The sequence below is a fragment of the uncultured Tenacibaculum sp. genome, assembly GCF_947499065.1.
Classification (GTDB): domain Bacteria; phylum Bacteroidota; class Bacteroidia; order Flavobacteriales; family Flavobacteriaceae; genus Polaribacter.
This window is the reverse complement of record NZ_CANMMT010000011.1, coordinates 34988-61843: the sequence shown is the minus strand read 5'-3', so window position 1 is coordinate 61843 and position 26856 is coordinate 34988. Positions and strand designations below refer to the sequence as shown.

Sequence of the window (26856 nt, the reverse complement as noted above, 5' to 3'; positions counted from 1 at the left end):
CAAATACACCAAATATTATAAGTTATATTTTACACTTAAAACTCCAATTCTTGGCTGAATTACATAGGTCGAATTTGTTACAAAAATGTCATTACTACTATTTTGGTTTAACCCTTTTGAGTTTAATAAATTAGTAACTCCAACTTTATATTCCCATTTACTATCTTTTTTCTGATATGTTAAGTCTGCTCTTAAAAAACCATAACTATCAATACTAGTTCCATTGTTTACAACATTGTTGTAAGTATATCTTGAAGTGAATATAAACTCTTTTAAAAAGTAAGCATCAAAATTTAAATACGGGCTATGCGTTGTAAAAGTGTTTTTTACACCTTGAATATCAGATTTATTAATAGATACATTGTATCCAATATCAAAATTTGGTGCTTCTCTAAAATTTGTACTAAACTTAGTTCTATACGATTGAGAAAAAGTTTTAGCTAATCTATTCTCTACTAAATTCGTTTGACGGTTAGTAATTAAACTATTCGATTTAGCATACGAAACATCTCCGCCTAAACTCAATTTAAACTTTCTATAGCTCTTTTGAAAATTAGCTCTTGCTGAAATAGTTTCATCTGGTAAAGCAGAATTTATCGAAGTCCTTATTTGGTTTACTCCTAAAAACTCAGTGTTTCCTTTAATAACATCTTTACGTTTACTATAATTTATAGACCCAAAAACATTTGTATAATTAAACATGTTAAAACTAAAATAGTTTAAGTTTATATTGTGATACAAAGCATTTTCTAACTCTCGATTTCCTTTATACAGACTATTATAATTATTAAAAACATATCCTTCTGCCAACTGATTTACATCAGTAAAACTAGTTTCCATACTATATCTCAATCGTAAAGTTTCTGATTTCTTTAAACTAATTTTTATAGATGCATCAGGTAAAATTTTGGTGAATGAATTTTTGGTTTGCGAACCTAACTGCGTGTTTTTAGACACATAATTATGTACATTAAACCCTTGTGTAAAAGTAAATATACCTGTTATAAATTTATAATGAAGACCAGCATATAAATCGTTAAAAGTAAAATCAACATCATTAATTGAAACTGGATTTGTTACTTGTGTTTTATTCCCTCCTAAAATCTCAAAAATATCTGAGTTAAATTGCTGAGTACTCAATGTAGTTCCTAAAGTAATATTCAAATTACTTTTAGAATTTATTACATAGTAATAGTCTAAATTTGCATCAAACTTGTTTGTCTTTACCCTTTTGTTTTGACTAATATTAAATGGATTAGCTGTTATATTTAACCCTATTAAGTTAGCAAATGAAAGTTGTTCTAATTCTGCATTGTAAAACGGGTCTTCATCTTGCCATAAATGCTGAGCTTCAAAAGCAAAAATATTTTTATCATTTAATGTATAATAATAATTTAAGTTCTGGTTGATTGAAAAAGGACTTTGATTTGAAAACTGATTAATTGGCACAACCTCATCACTAGCATTCAAATATGTCCTTGAAGATATCGTTGATTGACTTTGACTTTGACTTGATACTTTTGCAAAAACATCATAATCTAATTGATTGTTTGTATTAGGTTTATAGCTAGAACTTAATTTAAATAATCCTAAATCACTTTTTTGATTTGTTAAATCCCGAGTGTTTTCTGTATCAATAATTGGAGGTGCTCCAGCTGGTAAATTATTTACATCTACTCCTCTATTTATGTATTCTCTTGAAGTAGTTTCTTGCATTTCAGTATCATTTCCTGAATAAATAGCAAATCCACTTATATCCCATGTTTTTTTAGGTGAATAACTAAAATTCAATGCTCCAAATCTTGATTCAATTTCTTTAGCTCTATTATTTCTTAAAGTTAAGAACGAAATATCGTTTGAACCAACATCAAAATTAGTTCCATTACCAGAGTCTCCTAAAGATCTGAATCCTCCAGTGAACTTAAAATAATCTCTCATAGTAAAAGGGACTTCACCTATATTATTCACATCAGTAATAATATTGATACTATATTTAGGACTATAGTAAAAAAGCTTAGGATGTGCTATATATCTACTATCATTCATCCCAACTCCCATACCTGCTGTTACTTCTCCAAACCAAAAATTCTTTTTTCCTTCTTTTAGTTTTATATTAATTACAACGTTATCCTCATTATCGGTAACCCTACTCATTTGTCCAACTTCACTATGATTCTTTAATACTTCAACTTTATCTACAGCATTTGCTGGAATATTTTTAGTTGCTATTTTAGAGTCTCCGTCGAAAAAATCTTTCCCTTCTACCATTACCTTTTTTACTGTTTTTCCTTCTACCTCTATTTCTCCATCATCATTTACTTCTACACCTGGTAATTTTTCAAGAACATCTCCCAACTTCTTTTCAGTACCACTTTTAAAACTATCAGCATCATACACTATGGTATCGCCTTTAACAGTAACGGGCATTTTATAAGTAATGTTTACTTCATCTAGCGTATCATCTCCTTTTAAATTAATGTCTTTAACTACGTTCTCTTCTTTTGTTTCTACTAAAACATCTGAGGTTTTCATTCCTATATAACTAACCTTAATGCTATAAGAAGAATTCTTCTTTAAATTCAGTTTATAATTTCCATTTGCATCAGTAAAACCATACGAATCTAACTTCTTAGTCCCTTTATTAATAGCAATTACATTGGCCATTTCTAGTGGACTTCCTATACTGTCTTTCACTACTCCTTTCAGAGTAATTTGGGCATATAATCCCCATGTAGCCATGAAAATGGCTATAGATAATATTTTCTTCATTATATATAATTTGTTAATTCTATTTAGTTAAAAACCTCGACCTCTTCCTCCTCCACGACCACTACGTCTATTTCTAAACATTTCTCTCATTTCTTCCATCTTCTTTTTCATAATCTCGGCATATTCTTTCTTAGATACTTTTTTTCCTTTCTTCGGTTCTTTAATTTCTGCTTTTTCTGATGAATTCATTACTATCTCAGTACAAAGAATGGTAGTTCTTCCTTCATTTATTTCTAAAATCAAACCTGGTAAACCACCATAGTTTCCTGGACCATTACTTACTGGTATTTGAGGTGTATACCAAGCCGTAACTTTAATTTCTTTAGGCATTTCAATCTCATCAGTTATTTTTTTTGTTTTTGTAGTATCACTCTTTTTATTTTTAGGTCTTCTTCGCATATTACGCCAATCTAAACCATCTGCTTTCTTGGTCATGGTAGCTTTAAAACATGTATAGTTCCCTATTTGTTTTGTTTCACTACCCAATTCCCAATCTAGTTTCTCAGAAGAACTATTTATTAAAAACTTTTTACCAAAAGATTCTTTAGATTCTAAAACTTTATGTTCTTTTAAGTTCTTATATGTTTCACCTCCGCTCATCATACCTCCAAAACGAAAACCTCTTCCTGTACCTGGAGTTGCTAATTTTTCTTCTTCTTTATAAACAGATTCATTTTTAGTAAAATTCAGAACATATGCTTTTTCCAACATACTTTTCATTCTTTGTAAAATCTGCTTCTTTCGTTCCTCAGACATTTGTCTACCTCCAAAATTAGAATCTATAGTAGTTTTAGATTTATATATTGCTTTCCCTTGAAAATTTGTTTGAGAAAATCCTGAAATTGAAATGAATAAAAATAGATATGATAAAAAACACTTCATGGCTTGGGCTTTTAAACTGATTAATAAAACTTTAGTCAACTAAAGTTAGACTAGCTAAAAGGCAAAAGGTTTAATGAGCTTTTTATTTTAACAATTAAATTATCCTTGAATCTCAATACTAAAAGAATTACCGTCTTTACTTTTTCTTTTATTTTTAAAACGCTCCATCATATCTTTAGAGTGCTCATCCATAATTTTATCAAACTTTTCTTGTGTCACTTTCTTTCCTTTTGTAGGCTCTTTTATTACTATTTTATCAGACGAATTCATTACAATCTCAGTACAAACAATTGTTAGTTTACCATCTTGAATTTCTAAAATTAAACCTGGTAATCCCCAAAACTGTTCTGGACCATTGCTCAAAGGTATTTGAGGTGTGTACCAAGCCACAGTTGTAACAGTAATTTTATCTTTTTTCTCTTCACGTTTACCATCAGTCATTGTAAAAGAGGTTCTCGTTTCTTCACGTTTTCTTACTGCTTTATAACAAGTATAATTTCCTATATTTTTAGTTTCACTTGTCATTTCCCAACCATAATCTTCTAATTTATCTTTAATAAGAAATCGTTTTCCACTTATTTCAGTTTTATTTACGTACCTTTTATCTGCAATATTTTTATATAAAATATCGCTACCTCCACCTCCACCAATAGATATAACACTAATAGAATTACCTCCAATTGCCTGAGGAGCTGATAATTCTTTATTCTGCGTATATACAGATTCTGATTTATTGAAATTTAAAGTATATGTTTTTTGAAACTGTTTTTTAAGTTGTTCTTGTAATTGCTTTTGCAACTTAGAGTTCACTCCATGTGCTTCCTCTAATTTTACATCAACTTTTCTAAATGTTTTATAAGTAGCTTTTCCTTGAAAATTTTGTCCCAAAACTGAGACTGAAATTAATAGTAATAATAAAGTAAATCGTATCATTTTTTTGTTTTTATATTTTTAATTTCACAAATATGAACACTTAAATACTCCTTTTGAGTTAATGAGTGTTAACTAGTGTTAAGCGATTGTTTTTATTGGATTTAACCACTTATCTTTGAAGCATGAAGAACCCAAAAAAACATTGGATTTTATATTTAATTATAATTACAATACTAACTACCTTGATAGTTCAGTTTTATTGGAATTATAAAAATTACGAACAGAATAGACAACGTGTTTTAAACGAAATTCAAATTAGTTTAGACAATTCTATCGAAGCATATTATGTTGATTTTTCTAAGCAAAGTCATTTTGCAATTGTTGAACCACAACATCCAACACCTTTTAATAGAAAAGAAAAAGATGCTGCTTGGAAAAGTATCTTTAGAAGATCAGGAATCAAAAAAAGTGTAAAAAAATTCCCAGAGAAAAAAAAACCGTCTTTTGAAATTACTACAATTGAAATAAATGATGGAAAAGAAGATTTTACTAAAATGGATTCAGCTTTTATAAAATCTTTTATAGGAAAAGAAAACATAGGTACACCAAAGAAAAATGACTCTTTAAATTTTGATATTTCTATTCAATCTAAAAAAGATAAGGAAACAGTAAAGTCCTATAATAATAGAGAAAAAGTTCAATTATTTCTAGGAAAAAAAACTGTAGATAGTCTAAAACTAATAAAAGGAATACAAAGTATTTTTATAGCTATACAAAACGACACTATTGATTACAAAAAACTTGATTCTATAATGGCTCAAGAATTAAGCAATAAAAAAATTCAAACAGATTTTTATTTTAAACATTTTAAAAACGATTCTCTTTTTTATACCAGTAAAACTGACAATATTAAATATCCATTAAAAGTTAATGCAAAATCTACTTTTTTAAAGTCTCATGAAGACATTAATTTATATTATAGCAATCCTACATATGAAGCATTAAAAAGAAGTTTTACAGGTATATTATTATCTTTTCTTTTATCATTAGCTGTTATTTCTAGTTTAATTTATTTGCTAAAAATCATCAATCAGCAAAAAGAACTCGCAGAAATTAAAAATGATTTAATTAGCAATATTACTCACGAATTTAAAACTCCAATTACAACAGTTTCAACAGCTATTGAAGCCATAAACAACTTCAATATTATTGATGATAAAGAAAAAACGAAAAAATACTTATCCATATCATCTATACAGTTAAAAAAGCTACACCAAATGGTTGAAAAACTTTTAGAAACTGCTACTTTAGATAGTGAGAAATTATTATTAAAAAAAGAGCCTGTTAATATTATTGATTTAATTGAAAAGCTTACAAAAAAACATCAATTAATTGCTCCTGAAAAGAGCATACATTTTTCAAGCAATGTTTCTAGCTTAGAAAAAGAAATAGACCCATTCCACTTTGAAAATGCTGTTTCAAACTTAATAGATAATGCAATTAAATATGGTGGTAACAAAATTGAAATTAATATAAACTCTCTTCTAAATAATCTAGAAATTTCTGTAGCCGATAATGGTGTAGGTATTGATAAAAACCAACAAGACAAAATATTTGAAAAGTTTTATAGAGTTCCTAAAGGAAATACTCACGATGTTAAAGGATTTGGAATTGGTTTATACTATACAAAAAAAATTATTGAAAAACACAACGGAATTATATCATTAACTACCAACTTTAAACAAACTGTTTTTAAAATTTCTTTACCAAATGACTAAAAAAATAAAATTATTATTAGCAGAAGATGAACCTAGTTTGGGTCAAATCATAAAAGAAAGCTTAGAAACAAGAGATTTTGAAGTTTTTCATGCTGAAGATGGAGAAAAAGCATATACCCTATATCAAAAAGAAAAACCTGAAGTTTTGGTATTAGACGTTATGATGCCTAAAAAGGATGGCTTTACACTAGCTAAAGAAATAAGAGAAGAAAACAATTCTGTTCCTATTATTTTTTTAACAGCAAAATCGCAAACCAAAGATGTATTAGAAGGATTTCAACATGGTGGTAATGATTATTTGAAAAAGCCTTTTTCAATGGAAGAATTAATTGTTAGAGTTCATGCTTTATTAAATAGAGTTAACTTAAAAAAAGATAGTTCAAAAATTAATATTGGAAATTTTATTTTTAATTACACTAAGCAAACTCTTACACTTCAAAACCATTCAGAACTATTAACACATAAAGAATCGGAACTACTTTATCACTTATCTCAAAAGAAAAACGAAGTTTTAGACCGTGGGTTTATTTTAAATAAACTTTGGGGAAATGATGACTTTTTCAACGCAAGAAGTATGGATGTGTTTATTTCTAAGTTGCGTAAAAAATTAAAAAAAGACGAATCTATTCAAATTATAAACATTCGTGGTTATGGTTATAAATTGATGTGTTAAAAACTTTTGAAATCCCTTTTTTTATGTAATTTTACCACCTTGAAATTCGAAAACTATGCATGTAGCAATTGCCGGAAATATTGGCGCAGGTAAAACCACGTTAACCAAATTATTAGCAAAACATTTTAATTGGGAGCCTCATTTCGAGTCTGTAGACGAAAATCCATATTTAGATGATTTTTATGGAGAAATGGAGCGTTGGTCTTTTAACCTACAAGTTTATTTTTTAAACAGTCGATTCCGCCAAGTTTTAGAATTAAGAAAATCTGGAAAGAAAATTATTCAAGACAGAACTATCTATGAAGATGCTCATATTTTTGCACCTAACCTGCATGCTATGGGACTTATGACAAATAGAGATTTTAGCAATTACAGTTCTTTATTTGAATTAATGGAGAATTTAGTTACACCTCCTGATTTATTAATATACTTACGTGCTGATATTTCTACTTTAGTAGGACAAATACACAAAAGAGGAAGAGATTACGAAAACTCTATTAGCATTGATTACTTAAGCAGATTAAATGAACGTTATGAAGCTTGGATTAGTAAATACAACAAAGGAAAATTATTAATTATTGATGTTGACAATTTAGACTTCGTTGCTAATCAAGAAGATTTAGGATATATCATTGATAGAATAGATGCGCAAATAAATGGTTTATTTTAAACCTGCGCTCTTTTAAATTCACTTAATAAAATAGCTGTTGCAGTAGCAACATTCAAACTTTCAGTTTGCTGAATTTTCCCAAATCGTGGGATGGTTAATTTATGCTTTACTATTTCAGAAATTTCTTTTGAAATTCCGTTAGCCTCATTACCCATTACCAGTATAGCTTTTTGGGATAATTCTGATGTATAAACATTATTACCATCCATATCTGCTGTGTAAACAGGTAAGCTAGCTTTAGATAAAAAACTAGCCAAATCTACATAGGAAATATTAACCCTAGTTAATGACCCCATGGTAGACTGTACTACTTTTTGATTATAACAATCAACTGTACTTTTTGAACAAACTAACTCTGTAATTCCAAACCAATCACACAAACGAATAATAGTTCCTAAATTCCCTGGATCATTTACATTATCTAGAGCTAATATAAAACTACTCTCATCACTTATAAGTTTATCTTCTGGAATTTTAAATAAAGCTAGAACTTTGTTGGGTTTCTTTAAAGTACTTATCTTTTTTAATTCGTTTTCTGATATCAGAATAGAATCAACTGCGTCTATAAATTCCAAAGAATTATCAGTAGTAAACACTTGATATACCTCTAAAGACGAATTCAACAATTCATTTACAACCTTTATTCCTTCAGCTACGAATAATTTATGTCGTTGTCTATACTTTTTTTGCTGTAAACTAGTTATTAATTTCAGGTTGTTATTAGATAAACTCATTAAATCTTTTTTAACACTTTTAAACCACTAAAAAATAGTATTTTTGATAAAAAAATACGAGGCGTAAAGTTAATGAAAAAACTTTCTTTCTTCTTTTTATTAGTAGTCTTATTCTATTCTTGTAGTACCATAAAGTACGTTAAGGAAAATGAATTGTTATTAGCTAAAAATACTGTTTACATAGACAGCTCAAAAAACTCCAGTAATAATATTTCTGAATTATTAATGCAAAAGCCTAACGCTAAAGCTTTAGGAATGCCTCTTTCTCTATATTTTTACAACTTAGGAAACCCTGATGGTTCTAAAACACCAAGTGAGTGGGCCAAAAACAACCCAAATACATATAACTTTTTCAAAAAGAATTTTTCTGAAAAACAAAGTATTGCAGTCGCTAGGACTTTTATCGGTTTTAATAATTGGTTTTTAAAAAGTGGACAAGCACCTATTATTATTAACGATAGAAAAACCAGAAGAACTGTAGCTAACTTAAACGCATATTTTCAAACAAAAGGGTATTTTAGGTCAAAGGTAACTTCAAAAAAAGATACAATAGGAAGAAAAAAAGGGGCTATTACCTATAATGTTTTAAGAGGTAAACCATCTTTTTTAGATTCTATTAAAACCAAAATCTCATCTCCTGTTCTTGATTTTTTATATAAAGAATCAAAAGAGAATAGTTTTTTAAAAACTGATGAACAATACGATGTTGATAATTTTATAAAAGAAGCAGACCGATTAGTAAAATTGTTTAGAAATAAAGGTATTTATCACTTTAATGAAAATTACATTTTATTTGACATCGACACTCTAAAAAATTATAAAAAAACAAATGTTGATGTTAATATTTCTGACAGAGTTATTCCTTTTAAAATTCAAAAGATAAAAAAGGTTAATATCTATACAGACTATACTTATAATAAAAGAAATCTACCACATCAAGATTCTACATCTTACGAAGGCATTAACTTTTATGCTAATGACAAGCTAAAATATAATCCTAAATATTTATCACAATCAATATTTATTAAACCTAATTCGGTTTATAGTGATTCATTAAGAGACATAACACGTAGGCATTTAAAAGGCTTGAGAAATTTCAAATCGACTTCTATTCGATATAATGAACTTAACGATGATGAATTAGAAGCTTCCATTTTTTTAACACCTATAGAAAAATATACTTTAGGATTTGACACAGAGCTTTCAAGATCAAATATTCGAAATTTTGATATTTCATTAAAATTCTCTTTAACTAATAGAAATACATTTAAAGGTGCAGAAATTTTTAAATTTTCAACTTTTGGTTCCTATTTTAATTCTAATAATGGTCCTGGTTGGGAAGTTGGAGGTGATATTTCTTTAGAAGTACCACGTTTAATGGCTCCTTTTGGTTTACATAAATTTGTACCAAAAAGGATGTTCCCTAGAACTAAGTTTTTTACTGGAGTGGGAATTCAAAAAAACATTGGTTTAGATAGACAAAATATTACGGTAGGAATTGATTATAAGTGGAACTACACAAAGCGTAAATCAATTCAACTAGAATTATTGAATGCTCAATATATAAGAAACTTAAATGTTAGTAATTATTTTAATGTATATTCTTCAGAGTATTTAAAATTAATAGCCATAGGGCAAGTTTCAAATCCAGGTTTACCTGTTCCTGATAATACTCCTGGAAATTTTAATCAGATAGGTAATTATGCAGCACAAATAGCTAGTAACACAACTTATTTTCAAAACAACCCTGATGATTTAGGTGTTATTTTAAATATAATTGATCGATATCGAATTATTACTTCTGACTTCTTAATTCCAGAAATTGCATATAGCTTTACTTACAATAATCAAGAAAATGTAAAGGACCAAAGCTTTTCATTTTTTAAAGTTCGAATTGCTAACTCAGGAAATGTAATGGGGCTTTTGTCAAAACAAAAAAATGACAATGGAAAAACTACTGTATTTAAGATTCCAATAGCCCAATATTTTAAAGCTGATTTAGAATATAAAAAGTACTGGGACTTAGGAAATAATACAGTATTAGCACATAGAACCTTTTTAGGAGCCATAGTAACTTATGATAAATCAAATATTCCTTTTTCTAGAAGTTATTTTGCTGGAGGATCTAACGACATTAGAGCTTGGAGAACTTATAATTTAGGGCCTGGAACTCGATCAACAGGTTTAGAATATAATATAGGTAGCTTAAAGTTTCTTACAAGTTTTGAATATCGTTTTGATGTACTAGGATCATTAAAAGGGGCTTTATTTGTAGACGCTGGTAACATTTGGGATATTACTAAATCTGAATTCATAGATGATGATGCAAAATTTAAAAATATAAAATCATTAGGAGATATGGCAGTAGGGACTGGTTTTGGAATGAGATATGATTTTAAATTCTTAATTGCTCGATTAGATTTAGGTTTCAAAGTTCATGAACCTTATTTAACTGGAAATAGATGGTTTAGAAACATGAACTTTTCAAGTTCTGTATTAAACATTGGTATAAACTATCCTTTTTAACTTCATATTTAGCTATAACGTTATCGTTATTTTTAATTCAGATAAGTTTTAATTTTCTTATTTTTGGAGCATTATAATACAACTAAAAATCAATTTTAATGTCTCATAATATCAAACCAGGTGTTGCTACTGGAAAAGAAGTTCAAGCAATATTTCAACTAGCAAAAGAAAAAGGGTTTGCTTTACCTGCAGTAAATGTAGTAGGTTCAAACACTATTAATACTGTATTAGAAACTGCAAAAGAACTAAACTCTCCAGTAATTATTCAGTTTTCAAATGGTGGAGCTCAATTCAATGCAGGGAAAGGACTTTCTAATGAAGATCAAAAAGCTGCAATAGCTGGAGCTGTAGCTGGAGCAAAACATATCCATTTATTAGCTGAAGCTTATGGTATACCTGTAATTTTACACACAGATCATGCAGCTAAAAAATTACTACCTTGGATTGATGGTTTATTAGATGCTAGTGAGCAATTTTATAAAGAAACAGGAAAGTCTCTTTACAGCTCACACATGATTGATTTGAGTGAAGAACCATTAGAAGAAAACATAGAGATTTGTAAAGAATACCTAGCCCGTATGAGTAAAATGGGTATGACATTAGAAATTGAGTTAGGTATTACAGGAGGAGAAGAAGATGGTGTAGATAACACCGATGTAGATGTTTCTAAATTATATACACAACCGGAAGAAGTTGCTTTTGCATATGAAGAATTAATGAAAGTAAGCGATCAATTTACAATTGCTGCTGCTTTTGGTAATGTTCATGGAGTATACAAACCAGGAAATGTAAAATTAACTCCTAAAATCTTAAAGAATTCTCAAGAGTATATCTCAGAAAAATACAATGTACCTCATAATACTATTGATTTTGTATTCCATGGAGGATCTGGTTCTACTTTAGAAGAAATTAGAGAATCTATAGGTTATGGTGTTATCAAAATGAATATTGATACAGATTTACAATATGCATTTACTGAAGGTATCCGTGACTATATTATAGGTAAAAAAGAATATTTATCAAGTCAGATTGGTAATCCAGAAGGAGAAGATTTACCTAACAAAAAGTACTATGACCCACGTAAATGGTTAAGAGAAGGTGAACAAACTTTTAAAGCTCGTCTTAAAAAAGCTTTTGAAGATTTAAACAACGTAAACACCTTATAACCAGCAAAAAACCAATAAAAAAAAGCATCTAATCGAGGTTAGATGCTTTTTTTATTGCTCATAAAAGTAAAGTTCGTAAAAATCTTTTACATTTGTAGCCTACTCTTTTCATAAAAAGAGTTAATTACACACAAACAACAAAATATAAACTAAACACTATGGCTTGGTTTAAACGTAAAGACAAGGGAATCCAAACCCCTACCGAAGAAAAAAAAGATACTCCTAAAGGCTTGTGGTATAAAACTCCAAGCGGGAAAATTATTGATACAGACGAATTAAAGAAAAACCTATATGTAAGTCCAGAAGATGGATACCATGTACGTATAGGAAGTAATGAATATTTTGAGTTATTTTTTGACGACAATAAGTTTGAAGAATTAAATTCAGAGTTAACAGCTAAAGATCCTTTAAAATTTGTGGATACTAAAAAATATCCAGATCGTTTAAAGGCAGCACAGAAGAAAACAGGATTAAAAGATGCTGTACGTACTGCTGTTGGTAAATCTTTAGGAAAAGATATTGTTATTGCTTCTATGGACTTTGCTTTTATCGGAGGATCAATGGGAAGTGTTGTAGGAGAAAAAATAGCAAGAGCTATTGATTATGCAATCCAACACGAGCTACCATTTTTAATGGTATCAAAATCAGGAGGTGCTCGTATGATGGAAGCTTCATTATCATTAATGCAGTTAGTAAAAACATCAGCGAAATTAGCTCAATTAGCAGAAGCTAAATTACCATACATATCATTATGTACAGATCCAACAACTGGAGGAACAACAGCTTCTTTTGCAATGCTAGGAGACATTAACATAGCGGAACCTAACGCTTTAATTGCATTTGCTGGACCACGTGTTGTAAAAGACACAACAGGTAAAGAATTACCTGAAGGATTCCAACGTTCAGAATTTGTACTAGAGCATGGATTCTTAGATGGTATTTACGAAAGAAAAGATTTAAAAACACAAGTAAACTTATATATTGATTTAATTCAAAATCAACCAATAAGGGCATAAATAAAAAAGCTAGCTAACGCTAGCTTTTTTATTTATCGTTCTTTATTAACAATCTAAAAAATAATTGTACATTTGCAGCTTCAATGTAAAAGCATTGAGTACATTAAAATCATTTAAACAATATTGGTATGTATTTAACTAAAGAAGTAAAGGAAAGCATCTTTACTAAACACGGTAAAGGAGCAAACGATACTGGTTCTGCAGAAGGACAAATCGCATTATTCACACACAGAATTAATCACTTAACTGAGCACTTAAAGCAAAATCGTAAAGATTTCAACACAGAGCGTTCATTAGTAAAGATGGTAGGTAAGCGTAGAAGCTTGTTAGATTACTTAAAGAAAAAGGACATCAACAGATACCGTGCGATTATTAAAGAATTAGGAATTAGAAAATAATTTCTACCAAAAAGAGGCTCTATAAACGTGCCTCTTTTTTATTTTACAAAAGTTCATTTCTGACTAACAAACAGAAATTTATATAAAAAGTCCAAAATTCCTAACAACAATTTTGGTTTTCCATTGGAGATACAACAACACAACAACAACAAACAAATTAAAAATTTAGAATTGAAAATTTATGATTCCAAAAGTATTTAGAGAGGTCATAGACCTTGGAGATGGAAGAACCATCTCATTAGAAACGGGTAAGTTAGCAAAACAAGCCCACGGTTCAGTTGTTGTTCAGATGGGAAAAGCGATGTTATTATGTACAGTAGTATCTAATTACAAGCAATCTGATGTAGATTTTTTACCATTAACTGTAGATTATAGAGAAAAATTTGCAGCTGCTGGTCGTTACCCTGGAGGTTTCTTTAAAAGAGAAGCAAGACCTAGTGATGGAGAAATATTAACTATGCGTTTAGTGGATCGTGTATTACGTCCATTATTTCCAAAAGATTACCATGCAGAAACGCAAGTAATGATTCAATTAATGTCTCATGATGAAAATGTAATGCCAGATGCTTTAGCTGGTTTAGCAGCTTCAACAGTGATTCAATTAAGTGACATTCCTTTCGAGACTCCTATTTCAGAGGTAAGAGTAGCAAGAGTGAATGGCGAGTTTGTAATTAACCCTACAAGAACTCAATTAGCTGAATCTGATATTGATATGATGATTGGTGCTTCTGCAGATTCAGTAATGATGGTAGAAGGTGAAATGGATGAAATTAGCGAAGAGGAAATGGCAGATGCTATTAAATTTGCTCACGAGGCTATTAAAGTACAATGTGCTGCTCAAGTTCGTTTAGCTGAAGCTTTCGGTAAAAAAGAAACTCGTGAATATGATCCAGAAAGAGAAGATGAAGAATTAGCAAAAAGAATTCATGACGCTGCATACCAAAAATGTTATGATATTGCTAAAAAAGGAACATCTAAAGCTGAAAGAGGTTTAGCTTTTTCTGAAGTAAAAGAAGAAATTATCGCATCTTTTACAGAAGAAGAAATTGAAGATTACGGAAACTTAATTGATAAATACTTTAACAAAGCACAGAAAAATGCTGTTAGAGAATTAACTTTAGCTGAAGGTTTACGTTTAGACGGACGTAAAACAACAGATATTAGACCTATTTGGTGTGAAGTAGATTATTTACCGTCTACGCATGGTTCTTCTATTTTTACCCGTGGAGAAACACAAGCCTTAGCTACAGTAACATTAGGAACATCAAGAGAGGCAAATCAAATAGATATGCCATCTTACGAAGGTGAAGAAACATTCTATTTACACTATAACTTCCCTCCATTCTGTACTGGTGAAGCTCGTCCTTTAAGAGGAACTTCACGTAGAGAAATTGGTCATGGAAACTTAGCACAAAGAGCTTTAAAAGGAATGATTCCTTCAGATTGCCCTTATACAGTACGTGTAGTATCTGAAGTATTAGAATCTAATGGTTCTTCTTCTATGGCTACTGTTTGTTCTGGTACTATGGCATTAATGGACGCTGGGGTAAAATTAAAAAAGCCAGTTTCTGGTATCGCAATGGGATTAATTTCTGATGGTGATCGTTATGCTGTTTTATCTGATATATTAGGTGATGAAGACCACTTAGGTGACATGGACTTTAAAGTAACTGGTACTGCCGATGGTATTACTGCTTGTCAAATGGATATTAAGGTGAAAGGTCTTTCTTACGAGATTTTAGTTAATGCATTAAAACAAGCTCGTGATGGTCGTTTACATATCTTAGAGAAATTAACAGATACTATTGCGCAACCTAATGAAGATGTAAAAGCACACGCTCCTAAGATGATTACCAAACGAATTCCTAACGAATTGATTGGTGCATTTATTGGTCCAGGTGGTAAACACATCCAAGAATTACAAAAAGAAACTGAAACAACTATAGTTCTTACAGAAGATCCAGCTACTGAAGAAGGAATTGTTGAGATTTTAGGAACAAGCCCAGAAGGTATAGAAAAAGTTATAGCTCGCTTAGACTCTATGATGTTTAAACCTGAAAAAGGTTCTGTTTATGAAGTAAAAGTTATTAAGATGTTAGATTTTGGTGCTGTTGTAGAATATACAGAAGCTCCAGGAAACGAAGTTTTATTACACGTAAGCGAATTAGCATGGGAACGTACTGATAATGTTTCTGACGTAGTTAAATTAGGTGACATCATAGATGTTAAGTACTTTGGTTTAGACCCTAGAACACGTAAGGAAAAAGTATCTCGTAAAGCATTGTTACCAAAACCAGAAGGTTATGTAGCAAGACCTCCAAGAGACAATAATAAAGGTAAAGACAATCGTAATAATCGTCGTGACGATAGAAAAGATAGAAAGCCTAGAGAAAATAAAAAAGAAGCTTAAAATTCTTCTTATAAAAAAAAGCAACCGATTATGGTTGCTTTTTTTTTATAACCTTATTAATCTTAATAAAAAAGGCCACTGTTAATAGTAGCCTTAGTAGAGTTCGTTTTGATTATTCCCCAATAATCTATTAAAAAATTTACTCTTAAAGAAATTCAGTATTAAAACAAGTAAAAAGCAGTTTACCCTATCCTTTTATGAAGAAATTTGTTAAATAAAAATTTTATTTTTTGCTCGTTCTTATTTAAGTTTTATTTTTCTTTGCACTCTACTCATGAAAATACAAAGAATTACATATTTATCTATAGGTACAAACCAAGGGAATAAGTTACAAAATATTCAAAGTGCAGTTAATTTAATTGCCGATCAAATTGGTGCTGTTCAAAAAATTGCAACTGTATATGAAACTCCTTCCTTAGGCTTTGATGGAGCTAACTTTTACAACACATGTATTAAAGTTTCTACTTATTTACCTCCTGAAACCTTGATAAAAAAATTACTTTTCATTGAAAAAGAATTAGGTCGAATTAGAAATACTTCTGAAGGTTATACCGATAGAATTATTGATATTGATATTTTATTATTTGACGATGAAATAATTTTTTCAAAAAACTTAATTGTTCCACATCCAAGAATGTTAGAACGTAAGTTTGCTTTGGTTCCTTTGGTTGAAATAGCAAGAAACACAATTCACCCAATAGAAAAAAAGCATTTATATATTTGTCTTGAAAATTGTTCAGATAATTCAGAAATAACACCTATTAACGAATCGTTAAAAAGACCTATTCCTATTACCGAAAAGTATAATTATATAGCTATTGAAGGAAATATTGGTGCAGGAAAAACTTCATTGGCCAATATGATGTCTGATGAATTTAATGCCAAAATTGTATTAGAACGTTTTGCTGACAATCCTTTCCTTCCTAAGTTTTATAATGATAATGAACGATATGCTTTTCCTCTTGAAATGAGCTTTCTTGCTGATAGGTATCAACAATTATCTGATGACTTAGCTCAATTTGATCTTTTCAAAAATTTTATTGTTTCTGACTACTATATATTTAAATCTTTAATTTTTGCTCAAATCACTCTGCAAGAGGATGAATATAAATTATATAGAAAAATGTTTGATTTAATGTATAAAGAAATAACTAAACCTGATTTATACGTTTATTTATATCAAAATACTGAGCGTCTTTTACAAAACATTAAAAAAAGAGGAAGAGAATACGAACAAAATATTGAAGCCAGTTATTTACAGAAAATACACGATGGTTATAGCAACTTTATAAAAACGCAATCAGATTTAAATATTTTAATCATTGATGTTTCTGATTTAGATTTTGTAAACAACCCAGAAGATTATCATTTTATAATTAATAAAATCAAAAATCATACAGCATAAAAAAAGCAGCTAAAAGCTGCTTTTTTTATTTTTTTACCAATTCTAGTTTTTCTGCAAAATAATCACAAAAATCGCGCATTGTTGCACTCATTTTATCATCATTAGTAGCTCTTTCAAATGAATTAGCCATCGATACTAATGTTTGATGAAAAAATTGTTTCATTTCATCTACAGGCATATCTTTCGTCCACAAATCCATACGTAAGGTATCCTTTTTTTTATGATCCCAAACAGACAACATGATTGCTTTTGATGCTTCGTTTGTTATTCCTCCATCTTCAGCATTCCATGAAATCTCTTCTGGTATTCTATTCTCATCTAACCCTACTTTAAAAGTAATCTTTGAAGTATGTTCTATTGCCATTATCTCTTCGGTTTATATTTTGATTTATTGAATATTGTTTCTTCGTCCGTTTGTAATAATTCTCGCAAAGATACATCATTCTTTTGCATATATGAGCGTACTATTTGCCAACCTATCCACTCTCCTATTCTTCCTGGTGATTCACTATCACCTTCCATATAAAATTTAGAAAATGGAGCTAAATTTAAAAACCTTTTATCATTTTCCTTACTGGTGCTATATAATATATCCTTTCCTATAAAGTATTTCCATATCTGTTCTTCATTATTAACTGCCCAATCAAATTTTACTTTTGAATATCCAATTTTATATTCATCTGGTACATTTGGCAAATAAGCATCTAACAAATACATTTTCTTCCCTTTGTAAATCATTTTATCAATAAAACGTCTTGACCTACTAGGATACATTTGCTTACTTATTATTGCTTTAGCAACATCAACAATTATATTTTCTTTTTTATTATTCTCTTTAACATATGCAGGATAATCATTATAAAACTTATGTTCTTTTCCTAAATAAGAATCTAATGAAATTAACAGCAAACTGTCTGAAAAAACGATACGGTTATCATAATCAATATTAGTAAGCATTGTAATTACTTTCGGGCTTATAAATTTTGGATTGTAATACTTTACATGCTTAAATAATGAAACTAACTCTAAATCTAATTCATTGATATCACCATATACACGTTGAGTTTCTATAAACAACTCTTGTTCATCTTTATCATTACGTTTATTTATCCATACACTGTCTTGAACATTTAAAGGAAATAATATTGGGTATTGGTTTTTTACTTGTTTCAAACTCTTTTCTGACGTGTTGTAAAAATCTATATCAAAACGATCAATTTCTACATTAACTTTTATGTTAGAAACATCAACATCTAACTTCGATTTTTCTTCTTTTTTACAAGAAACCATTCCTAAAACTAAAACACAAAGTGTCAAAAATTTTCTCATGAACTTTAGTATATTTACATTCAAAATTACAACGTCGAAATTACTAAAATAGTTTATATGATCTTTATATAAACTCTTACTAAAATATCTTTCATTATGAATACACCTAAAGTAGCTGAACATATAATTCAATGGTTAAAAAATTATGCTAACAATGCTAAGGTAAATGGCTTTGTTGTAGGTGTTTCTGGAGGTATTGATAGTGCTGTTACTTCTACTTTATGTGCCAAAACTGGACTACCTACTTTATGTGTTGAATTACCTATACACCAAGCAGAAAGCCAAGTTAATAGAGCCAATGAACACATTAAACAACTTAAAGAGCGCTTTGACAATGTAAGTGAGGTTGAAGTTAATTTAACTTCTACATTTGAAGACTTTAAAACTGTAGTACCTGAAGTTGAATCTTCTGCTAAAACAGATTTAGCATTAGCAAATACTCGTGCGCGTTTACGTATGACAACTTTATATTATTTTGCTGGTTTACACGGTTTATTAGTTGCTGGAACAGGTAACAAAGTTGAAGATTTTGGAGTTGGTTTTTACACAAAATATGGAGACGGTGGGGTTGATTTAAGCCCTATTGCTGATTTAGTAAAATCTGAGGTATATGCCTTAGGAGAATACTTAGGCGTTCCTAATTCTATTCAAACCGCACAACCTACCGATGGTTTATTTGGTGATAGCAGAACAGACGAAGACCAAATTGGTGCTTCATATGATGAATTAGAATGGGCTATGGAAATGCAAAATATAGGGAAAACTAATGATGATTTTTCTGGTAGAGAACTAGAAGTATATAAAATATATACGCGTCTTAACCGAATTAATCAACATAAAATGATCCCTATACCTGTTTGTGAAATTCCTTTAGAATTAAAGTAAATTAACCAGCATCATTTGCCGTTTAATCTTTTGATAAGTACGTTTCTTTTCACCGTTAGATATTTTAAACGGCAATAAAACCAGCAGTCTAAGCAGTTCAAAAAACTGCAGCAATTTTCTCATAATTTTATTCTTTCTTGTTCTTTCCTCGGGATAAAGTTACAAAAAAATCATATACAATTGTTAATTTCTGTTAACGTTTAAAATAAGTTAATGTTAAACTACTCGGTTTAACTTTTCAAAAAGACGTTTTTTTAAGTCAGTATAATTCGAAATTTCCTCTAAGTCAGGCATTGTATTTTCCGTTTGTACTTGCTCCAATATCTCTTTAATTTTTTCTTCTATCAAAACTCTTCTCAAATTTAACACTGCATCTGACACTAATTTAGGAAGCACTTTTACAGTATCTGTTACAAACACTTCTTTTCTTTCCCAGTCACTTAATGAATATTTTTCTTCATCCATTAAAACATTAGTAACTAGGTTTGATATATTAGTATCTTCATGCATAATCAGTTGATCTATAGATATTTTCTCATCTTGATTCAATTGATGAATTAACTCATAATAAGTTAACCTAAATACTTCATTGGTAAATTCAATTTCGTCTTCTTGTAAATTAAGATACAACTCATTACATACTGAGTTTTGATACTCTTCTTTTTCTAAAATAGGCCTTCCTTTTTCATCTACCCCATCTACCCAGTTTACAAAATCTATTACTTCATTTCCATATAATAATAATATTCTTATTACCTCTTTCTCTAAAATATTTAATTGATCTATTTTCTGGTTTGCCTTAGCTCCTTTTCCTTTAACAACCCCCATTCTAGGCTGCTCTCTCTCTTGCATGCGTTGGGGCTCTGAATAAGAACTTTGCGATTGACTTCCACTATTTCCCGCACTTCTACTTAACAATTGAGCCAACTCACTAAACAATACTCTTTCAGATATATCCATTATGTTAGCACACTCTTGTACGTATACTTCTCTTTGAATTCCATCCGGAATTTTAGAAATACTTGTTACAATATCACGGATTAATCCAGCTTTCTTTACTGGATCATTTGCAGCTTCCTTCATTAATAAAGATACTTTGAACTCTATAAAATCTTGTGCTGTATTTTCTAAGTAATCCTTTAATTCTTTACTTGAATGAGCTTTCGCAAAGCTATCAGGGTCTTCTCCTTCTGGAAATGAAACCACTTTTACATTCATTCCTTGCTCTAGAATTAAATCTATACCTCTTATCGAAGCTCTAATTCCAGCTGCATCTCCGTCAAATAAAACAGTTATATTCTTTGTTAAACGATTTATTAAACGTATTTGATCTGGGGTTAAAGCAGTACCTGATGAAGCTACTACATTTTCTACTCCAGATTGATAAAACGAAATTACATCTGTATATCCTTCTACTAGAAAACAGTTATCTTGTTTAGCAATTTCTTTCTTTGCATGATAAATACCGTATAAAATTTTACTCTTATGGTAAATCTCACTTTCTGGTGAATTTAAATATTTAGCTGCCTTTTTATCATTTGTTAGGATTCTTCCTCCAAAACCTAAAATACGTCCAGACATACTATGGATTGGAAACATTACCCGTCCTTTAAAACGGTCAAATTTTCTATCTTGAGCCCCACCCTCTTTTACAATAGTTAAACCTGTTGACTTAAGATATTTTAGATCGTATCCTTTACTTAAAGCCGCATTTGTAAAATTATCCCATTCATCTTTACAATATCCTAAATCAAATTTTTCAATTATATCTTCTCTAAAACCTCTTTCTTTGAAATAAGACAACCCTATAGCTCTACCTTTTTGGCTGTTCATTAATACATCATGAAAGTAATCTTTAGCAAACTTTGAAACCAAAAACATACTTTCACGCTCATTCATTTGCTGTTTTTGCTCGTCAGACTGCTCAGTTTCTTCTATTTCAATATTATATTTTTTTGCCAACCATCTAATAGCCTCTGGGTATGTGTAATGCTCATGTTCCATTAAAAACGACACTGCATTCCCTCCTTTTCCCGTACTAAAATCTTTCCATATTTGTTTTACTGGAGATACCATGAATGAAGGAGTTCTTTCATCTGTAAATGGACTTAACCCTTTAAAACTACTTCCTGATTTTTTTAACTGTACAAACTCCCCTATTACTTCTTCTACTCTAGCAGATTCAAATACTTTTTCTATCGTTTGTTGAGTTATCATTGGCTATAAATATTGAATTTTCAAAGATAATGCTTTTAAAAATTTTCTTTTTCAAAAAAATAGAAGTATATTTATTAGGCTTTAAGTAGCTAAACAACAATTACTTATGAATAGAAAAAGGATATCCCTCGTACTCCTATTTACCATTCTATGTATAGCAAATGGTATATCTCAAAAAAGAATTAGTAAACTTTTAAAAAACAAAATTCTTGAACTCAATAAAGTTGAAGAATACGTTTTAGAGAAAAAAATTATACCTCCTCAGTGTGGTTCCATTTATGACATAGATCTAAATAACAAAGAACTAAATCTTTTTAAAAACACTTCGCCATCTTCTTATGATGATTCTAAATATGTTATCAATGTATTTTTCCACATTGTAAACAAGGATGATGGAACCAGAGAAATACCTTTAACAGAAAGCAACATTATTGAAGCCATTACAATACTTAATGATAAGTTTAATCAATTTGATATATTCTTTAAGTTTAAAGGTTTTAATTATATAAATAATTCAAATAAGCTTACTATTTTTCATGGGCTTCAAGGCCAAACTCCATTTGGTACTTTTAATGAGTTAGTTCAATATTCTAAAGACATTAATAAATATCAGGATGATAGTTTCAATATTTTTATAGTTGATAAAATTTTCAACAATAATATTCAGTTTATTAAATATTCTGGTATGGCTAATAGAAATGGTGTTAATACTGTTATTGACGATGAGTATTTACTAACCTCAACTTTGCCACATGAAATTGGACACAACTTATCTTTACTACATACTTATCATAACTGGAATAGCTCTAATTGTGAATTAGTTTATGCTAATGACCATATTGATGACACTCCTCCATCTACAGCTTATGAAAGTAACGAAGTTAGCTCTGATTGCTCTACATACACTGGTGCTAATAATAATTCTAAATGCAATATTGAGTTTTCCAAAATACCTGCTAACAATTTTATGAGCTCTAGCACATTACCTTGTAGATCTTTAGACAATGCAGTTTTTACAAAAGGGCAAGGAGATAAAATGAGAGCAGCTATTAGAGAAAATTCAGCTACTAAATTTGCTAATGTTATGAACTCTCTAGAAAGTTTATACGAACCTTACGCTTCAAAAATTACACTAGGAGAAGTTACACATACCGAACCTGACCCTAATAATTTTGGTAATGAAATAGTTTATAGAACTCCTAGTAAAATTGTTCATAAGTTTCAAAAAGGATTTGATTATGAATTTTATCATACTCAAGCTCCTTGTGACATACCTGGAAAACTAAGATTAGAACATACTGTAAGTAAAGATGAAAACCCAGAAGACAAAGGGTATATTAGAGCTGTAAAAATCAAACAACTAGGAAATAATATTATTGTATACACTTGCCTAGGAGGACTTAAAGCTAGAAATGCTGATTCTGTACCAATTACCTCAGTTACTATTACCTCTAAAGAATCACTAGGCGATAGTTATTCTAAAACACAAACATTAGAATTTAATGATATTAGAACAAACCCTTATTATCAACGAGAATTACCTCCTAACAAATATTACTTTATAAAGAAAGTATTAGAGAATGGTATGCAAATAAAAAGAACAATCTATAAAATTGATATTTAATTTTTTACCTTTTTATTCTATTAATAAAGAAAACCAATAATAGGCTTTAACTCAAAAATAAGTTCTCTTTTAAAGGTAATTTTATCGAAATTTTATACTTTTGACCCCAAATTCCCTTTTTATGAAAACATATATAAGCCTTTGGTTATCTTTATTTCTATGTGCTAATTTATTTTCTCAAGAAACTATCCGTATACCTGATATTGGCCTTGAAGAATGTTTAATTGACTTAGACATTGATACTAATGGTTTGAATGGTACTATTTTAGTTAGCGATGCGGCGTATGTTGTTAATTTAAATATTAATAACCCTATAACAAATAAACTGTTACCAAACGTACATTCTAAAATTAAAGACTTAACTGGTTTAGAAAGCTTTCCTAATTTAAAGCGTTTAGATTGTTTTGGTAATAATATTACTAAGATTGATTTATCAAAAAGTAAATCGATTACTTTCTTAAACTGTAGTGAAAACCAAATAGAAAGTTTAAATCTTAGCAATAATACCGAACTAGTGTATGTAAGTTGTGATAATAATAAATTAAGTAGTTTAATTTTAGGAAACAATGATCGTTTAGAAACTCTATACTGTAGCTTTAACAACCTAACTGAACTTGATGTTAAAGGCTGTCACAATCTTGAAAACTTAGATGCTACTAATAATAAAATAGATGTTATTGTAGCTAATGATTCTCAACTTAATAACATTCCTTCTGGTTGGTATAAAGACGGAACCACTTCTTATGCTAATAAAGCTTCAGAAGTACTTAACACGAATACTGTTGCAAAAAATACTGAGAAAAAAAATACACCTCAAAACTCGACTCCTCAGAAAAAAGTAGAAACACCTAAGGTTAGTACAAGTAACCAATCCAGTGATTCAGCTGCTAATTATTATGAGAAGTTTCAACTTTCAGTTATTACTGAATATGATAAATTAGTATTAGCCGAAGCCCACTTAGAGAATAAAAAAGCTGAACTTCAACAAAAATACCAGTTAAACCCAGAACAATTTGCTCAATGGATAACAAAATACTCTAATTTAAGCTCAAATACCCCTTCTAATGCAAGTTCTCAGAAAAAAAGTACTATTGCTCATTATTCAAAATTTAAAAGAGCTGCAGTAGAAGAATATGAAAAATTAGTATTAAGCCCAACTTACTTACAAAGTAAAAAAGAGGAAATTCAAAAAAAATACAAATTAAATCCTGAGCAATTTACAGAATGGATAAAATCATTTGGTACTCCTTCTTTAAAAGCTAAAACAGAACAACCACAAGAAACTACTGATAGTCATTATACAAAATTCAAAAAAGCTGTAGTAAGCGAATATGATGCTGCTGTTTTAAATCCAACTTACATACTAAGTAAGAAAAAAGAAGTACAACAGAAATATAAATTAACTCCTGTTCAACTAAATGAATGGATTAAAAAGCACAGTAAAATTAAAAATTAATCTTAGTTTCAAATAGTATTATAAAAAAAGACCACATTTTAAAATGTGGTCTTTTTTATTTATGAATTAACTAAGCTTAAGAAGCTGCTCTCAATTTCTTTAAGGCCGACTTCGTTAATTTCGCCTCTGCGTATTCTTTAGTTACTGTAAACTCTTTGTCATCAGAACTAGGCATATCAAACATTGCGTCAGTTAAAATAGCTTCACATAACGAACGTAATCCACGTGCTCCTAGCTTATACTCAATTGCTTTATCTACAATATACTGTAAAGCTTCTTCTGTTAACGAGAACTCTACATCATCCATAGCGAACAATTTAGTATACTGCTTAATGATTGAATTTTTAGGCTCTGTTAAAATAGCTCTTAAAGTTTTTGCATCTAAAGGATTCATGTAACTTAACACAGGTAAACGTCCAATGATTTCAGGTATCAATCCAAAAGATTTTAAATCTGAAGGAATAATATACTGTAATAAATTACTCTCATCAATCTTGTCTTCATCTATTGACGCACTATAACCTACCGCTTGCATATTTAAACGATTACTAATAATTCTATCTATTCCAGAAAATGCTCCTCCGGCTATAAATAAAATATCTTTAGTATTTACTTCAATAAACTTTTGTTCAGGATGTTTTCTACCTCCTTTTGGTGCCACATTTACTACAGCTCCTTCTAAAAGCTTTAATAAAGCCTGCTGAACACCTTCTCCAGAAACATCTCGAGTAATTGAAGGATTATCACCTTTACGTGCTATTTTATCAATCTCATCAATAAAAACAATCCCTTTTTCTGCTTTTTCAACATCATAATCAGCAGCTTGTAATAAACGACTCAAAATACTTTCTACATCCTCTCCTACATACCCTGCTTGAGTTAAAACTGTTGCATCAACAATTGAAAATGGTACATTTAACATTTTTGCAATGGTACGAGCTACTAATGTTTTTCCTGTTCCTGTTTCTCCAACTAAAACAATGTTTGACTTTTCAATCTCAACTTCATCTTCATCATCTTTAACTTGTAATAATCGTTTATAGTGATTATACACAGCTACAGACATTGCTCTTTTGGTTTCTGTTTGCCCAATAATATATTCATCTAAAAAAGCTTTAATTTCTTTTGGCTTCTTTAATGTTAAATCTTGAGACAAACCTCCTGTTTTAGCTTCAGCAATTTCTTCCTCAACTATTCCATGAGCTTGTTCGATACATTTATCACAAATATGTGCATCTAATCCAGCGATTAATAAATCGGTTTCTGGTTTTTTACGCCCACAAAAGGAACATTGTAAATTTTCTTCTTTCGACATCTTATCAACTTTGAGCTAATTATTACTTAGCTATTGTTATTCTTATTTTCTTGTTAAAATCTCATCAACCATTCCGTAAGCTTTTGCTTCATCAGCTTTCATCCAATAATCTCTATCAGAATCGGCATGAACTTTGTCAAAAGGTTGCCCTGAATGGTGTGAAATAATATTATATAATTCAGTTTTTAACTTCCCTATTTCTTTTACAGTAATTTCCATGTCAGAAGCTTGTCCTTGTGCTCCTCCTAATGGTTGGTGAATCATGATACGCGAGTGTGGTAACGCTGAACGCTTTCCCTTTTCCCCTGCACACATTAAAACTGCTCCCATTGAAGCTGCCATACCAGTACAAATTGTTGCTACATCTGGCTTAATAAACTGCATAGTATCGTAAATACCTAAACCTGCATAAACTCCTCCTCCTGGTGAATTGATATAGATTGAAATATCTTTACTTGCATCTACACTTTCTAAGAATAATAATTGCGCTTGAATTACATTAGCTACTTGGTCGTTAATACCTGTTCCTAAAAAGATAATTCTATCCATCATTAAACGAGAGAAAACGTCCATTTGAGTAATATTCATTTGACGTTCTTCCATAATGTATGGAGTTAAACTGCTTGTTACTTTTCCTAAGTATGTGCTATTTATTCCGTGGTGCTTTGTTGCGTATTTCTCGAATTCTTTTCCGTAATCCATTCTTAAAATGTTTTTTTGGTTATATGAT

The 26856-nt window shown here is 29.8% G+C and carries 21 protein-coding genes; 12 read left to right on the top strand and 9 right to left on the bottom strand.

The features are described from left to right. Positions 1 to 15 precede the first annotated feature (15 nt). The 3 genes from Q0958_RS16890 to Q0958_RS16880 form a co-directional block, all read right to left on the bottom strand. On the bottom strand, positions 16 to 2769 hold the full coding sequence (locus Q0958_RS16890) for a TonB-dependent receptor (RefSeq protein ID WP_299125214.1): 2754 nt from the start codon (positions 2767 to 2769) through the stop codon (positions 16 to 18). Between the two features lie 27 nt (positions 2770 to 2796). After that, on the bottom strand, positions 2797 to 3651 hold the full coding sequence (locus tag Q0958_RS16885; protein WP_299125212.1) for a GLPGLI family protein: 855 nt from the start codon (positions 3649 to 3651) through the stop codon (positions 2797 to 2799). A gap of 99 nt (positions 3652 to 3750) precedes the next feature. Next, complete coding sequence (locus tag Q0958_RS16880) at positions 3751 to 4584, bottom strand: GLPGLI family protein (protein ID WP_299125210.1); 834 nt, start codon at positions 4582 to 4584, stop codon at positions 3751 to 3753. 122 nt (positions 4585 to 4706) lie between these two features. Between Q0958_RS16880 and Q0958_RS16875 the strand changes: the two genes are divergently transcribed. Genes Q0958_RS16875 through Q0958_RS16865 form a run of 3 tightly spaced genes read left to right on the top strand, consistent with a single transcriptional unit; the run spans position 4707 to position 7645 of the window. Then, the gene (locus Q0958_RS16875; protein WP_299125208.1) at positions 4707 to 6302 is read left to right on the top strand and encodes a HAMP domain-containing sensor histidine kinase; all 1596 of its coding nucleotides are present in this window, start codon (positions 4707 to 4709) and stop codon (positions 6300 to 6302) included. Beyond that, the gene (locus Q0958_RS16870) at positions 6295 to 6975 is read left to right on the top strand and encodes a response regulator transcription factor (RefSeq protein WP_299125206.1); all 681 of its coding nucleotides are present in this window, start codon (positions 6295 to 6297) and stop codon (positions 6973 to 6975) included. Before Q0958_RS16875 ends, Q0958_RS16870 begins: the two co-directional genes overlap by 8 nt. Positions 6976 to 7030: 55 nt before the next feature. Further along, a complete protein-coding gene (locus tag Q0958_RS16865; RefSeq protein WP_150900022.1) occupies positions 7031 to 7645 on the top strand; it encodes a deoxynucleoside kinase in 615 nt (204 codons plus the stop codon). Here Q0958_RS16865 and Q0958_RS16860 read toward each other — a convergent pair. Next, positions 7642 to 8379: an RNA methyltransferase gene (locus tag Q0958_RS16860; protein WP_299125202.1), complete on the bottom strand. Its 738-nt coding sequence runs from the start codon at positions 8377 to 8379 to the stop codon at positions 7642 to 7644. The two genes, Q0958_RS16865 and Q0958_RS16860, sit on opposite strands and share 4 nt — an antisense overlap. A 72-nt stretch (positions 8380 to 8451) precedes the next feature. Here Q0958_RS16860 and Q0958_RS16855 point away from each other — a divergent pair, with 72 nt between their 5' ends. From Q0958_RS16855 to folK, 6 genes are all read left to right on the top strand, one after another. Continuing rightward, positions 8452 to 10905 (top strand): BamA/TamA family outer membrane protein, encoded by a 2454-nt coding sequence (locus Q0958_RS16855; protein WP_299125200.1) that lies wholly within the window; start codon positions 8452 to 8454, stop codon positions 10903 to 10905. 98 nt (positions 10906 to 11003) lie between these two features. After that, a complete protein-coding gene (gene fbaA, locus Q0958_RS16850; RefSeq protein WP_299125198.1) occupies positions 11004 to 12071 on the top strand; it encodes a class II fructose-bisphosphate aldolase in 1068 nt (355 codons plus the stop codon). Positions 12072 to 12229: 158 nt separating this feature from the next. After that, complete coding sequence (gene accD / locus Q0958_RS16845) at positions 12230 to 13087, top strand: acetyl-CoA carboxylase, carboxyltransferase subunit beta (RefSeq protein WP_272151683.1); 858 nt, start codon at positions 12230 to 12232, stop codon at positions 13085 to 13087. Positions 13088 to 13215: 128 nt separating this feature from the next. Then, complete coding sequence (gene rpsO, locus Q0958_RS16840; protein ID WP_272151684.1) at positions 13216 to 13485, top strand: 30S ribosomal protein S15; 270 nt, start codon at positions 13216 to 13218, stop codon at positions 13483 to 13485. A 181-nt stretch (positions 13486 to 13666) separates the two neighbouring features. Further along, positions 13667 to 15895 carry a polyribonucleotide nucleotidyltransferase gene (locus Q0958_RS16835; RefSeq protein ID WP_299125191.1) on the top strand — a complete coding sequence of 743 codons (2229 nt, stop codon included), beginning with the start codon at positions 13667 to 13669 and terminating at the stop codon, positions 15893 to 15895. A 274-nt stretch (positions 15896 to 16169) separates the two neighbouring features. Further along, positions 16170 to 17300 (top strand): 2-amino-4-hydroxy-6-hydroxymethyldihydropteridine diphosphokinase, encoded by a 1131-nt coding sequence (gene folK / locus Q0958_RS16830; RefSeq protein WP_299125189.1) that lies wholly within the window; start codon positions 16170 to 16172, stop codon positions 17298 to 17300. Positions 17301 to 17325: 25 nt separating this feature from the next. Here the strand turns inward: folK and gldC are convergent, their stop codons facing one another. Next, positions 17326 to 17664: a gliding motility protein GldC gene (gene gldC, locus Q0958_RS16825; RefSeq protein ID WP_299125186.1), complete on the bottom strand. Its 339-nt coding sequence runs from the start codon at positions 17662 to 17664 to the stop codon at positions 17326 to 17328. Further along, positions 17664 to 18629, bottom strand: a complete 966-nt coding sequence (gldB, locus tag Q0958_RS16820; protein ID WP_299125183.1) for a gliding motility lipoprotein GldB — start codon at positions 18627 to 18629, stop codon at positions 17664 to 17666. The genes gldC and gldB overlap by 1 nt, the downstream gene beginning before the upstream one ends. A 96-nt stretch (positions 18630 to 18725) precedes the next feature. Between gldB and nadE the strand changes: the two genes are divergently transcribed. Next, positions 18726 to 19514 (top strand): NAD(+) synthase, encoded by a 789-nt coding sequence (gene nadE, locus Q0958_RS16815; RefSeq protein WP_299125182.1) that lies wholly within the window; start codon positions 18726 to 18728, stop codon positions 19512 to 19514. 216 nt (positions 19515 to 19730) lie between these two features. On the opposite strand, the gene dnaG is transcribed toward nadE, so the two are convergent. Continuing rightward, positions 19731 to 21731: a DNA primase gene (dnaG, locus tag Q0958_RS16810; protein WP_299125180.1), complete on the bottom strand. Its 2001-nt coding sequence runs from the start codon at positions 21729 to 21731 to the stop codon at positions 19731 to 19733. Between the two features lie 106 nt (positions 21732 to 21837). On the opposite strand from dnaG, the gene Q0958_RS16805 reads away from it, so the two are divergent. Next, positions 21838 to 23355 carry a M43 family zinc metalloprotease gene (locus Q0958_RS16805; protein WP_299125178.1) on the top strand — a complete coding sequence of 506 codons (1518 nt, stop codon included), beginning with the start codon at positions 21838 to 21840 and terminating at the stop codon, positions 23353 to 23355. 121 nt (positions 23356 to 23476) lie between these two features. Next, complete coding sequence (locus tag Q0958_RS16800; RefSeq protein WP_299125175.1) at positions 23477 to 24811, top strand: hypothetical protein; 1335 nt, start codon at positions 23477 to 23479, stop codon at positions 24809 to 24811. A 76-nt stretch (positions 24812 to 24887) separates the two neighbouring features. Here the strand turns inward: Q0958_RS16800 and clpX are convergent, their stop codons facing one another. After that, on the bottom strand, positions 24888 to 26126 hold the full coding sequence (gene clpX, locus Q0958_RS16795; RefSeq protein WP_299125172.1) for an ATP-dependent Clp protease ATP-binding subunit ClpX: 1239 nt from the start codon (positions 26124 to 26126) through the stop codon (positions 24888 to 24890). Positions 26127 to 26168: 42 nt separating this feature from the next. Continuing rightward, positions 26169 to 26828 (bottom strand): ATP-dependent Clp endopeptidase proteolytic subunit ClpP, encoded by a 660-nt coding sequence (gene clpP, locus Q0958_RS16790; RefSeq protein ID WP_150900004.1) that lies wholly within the window; start codon positions 26826 to 26828, stop codon positions 26169 to 26171. Between the last annotated feature and the right edge of the window lie 28 nt (positions 26829 to 26856).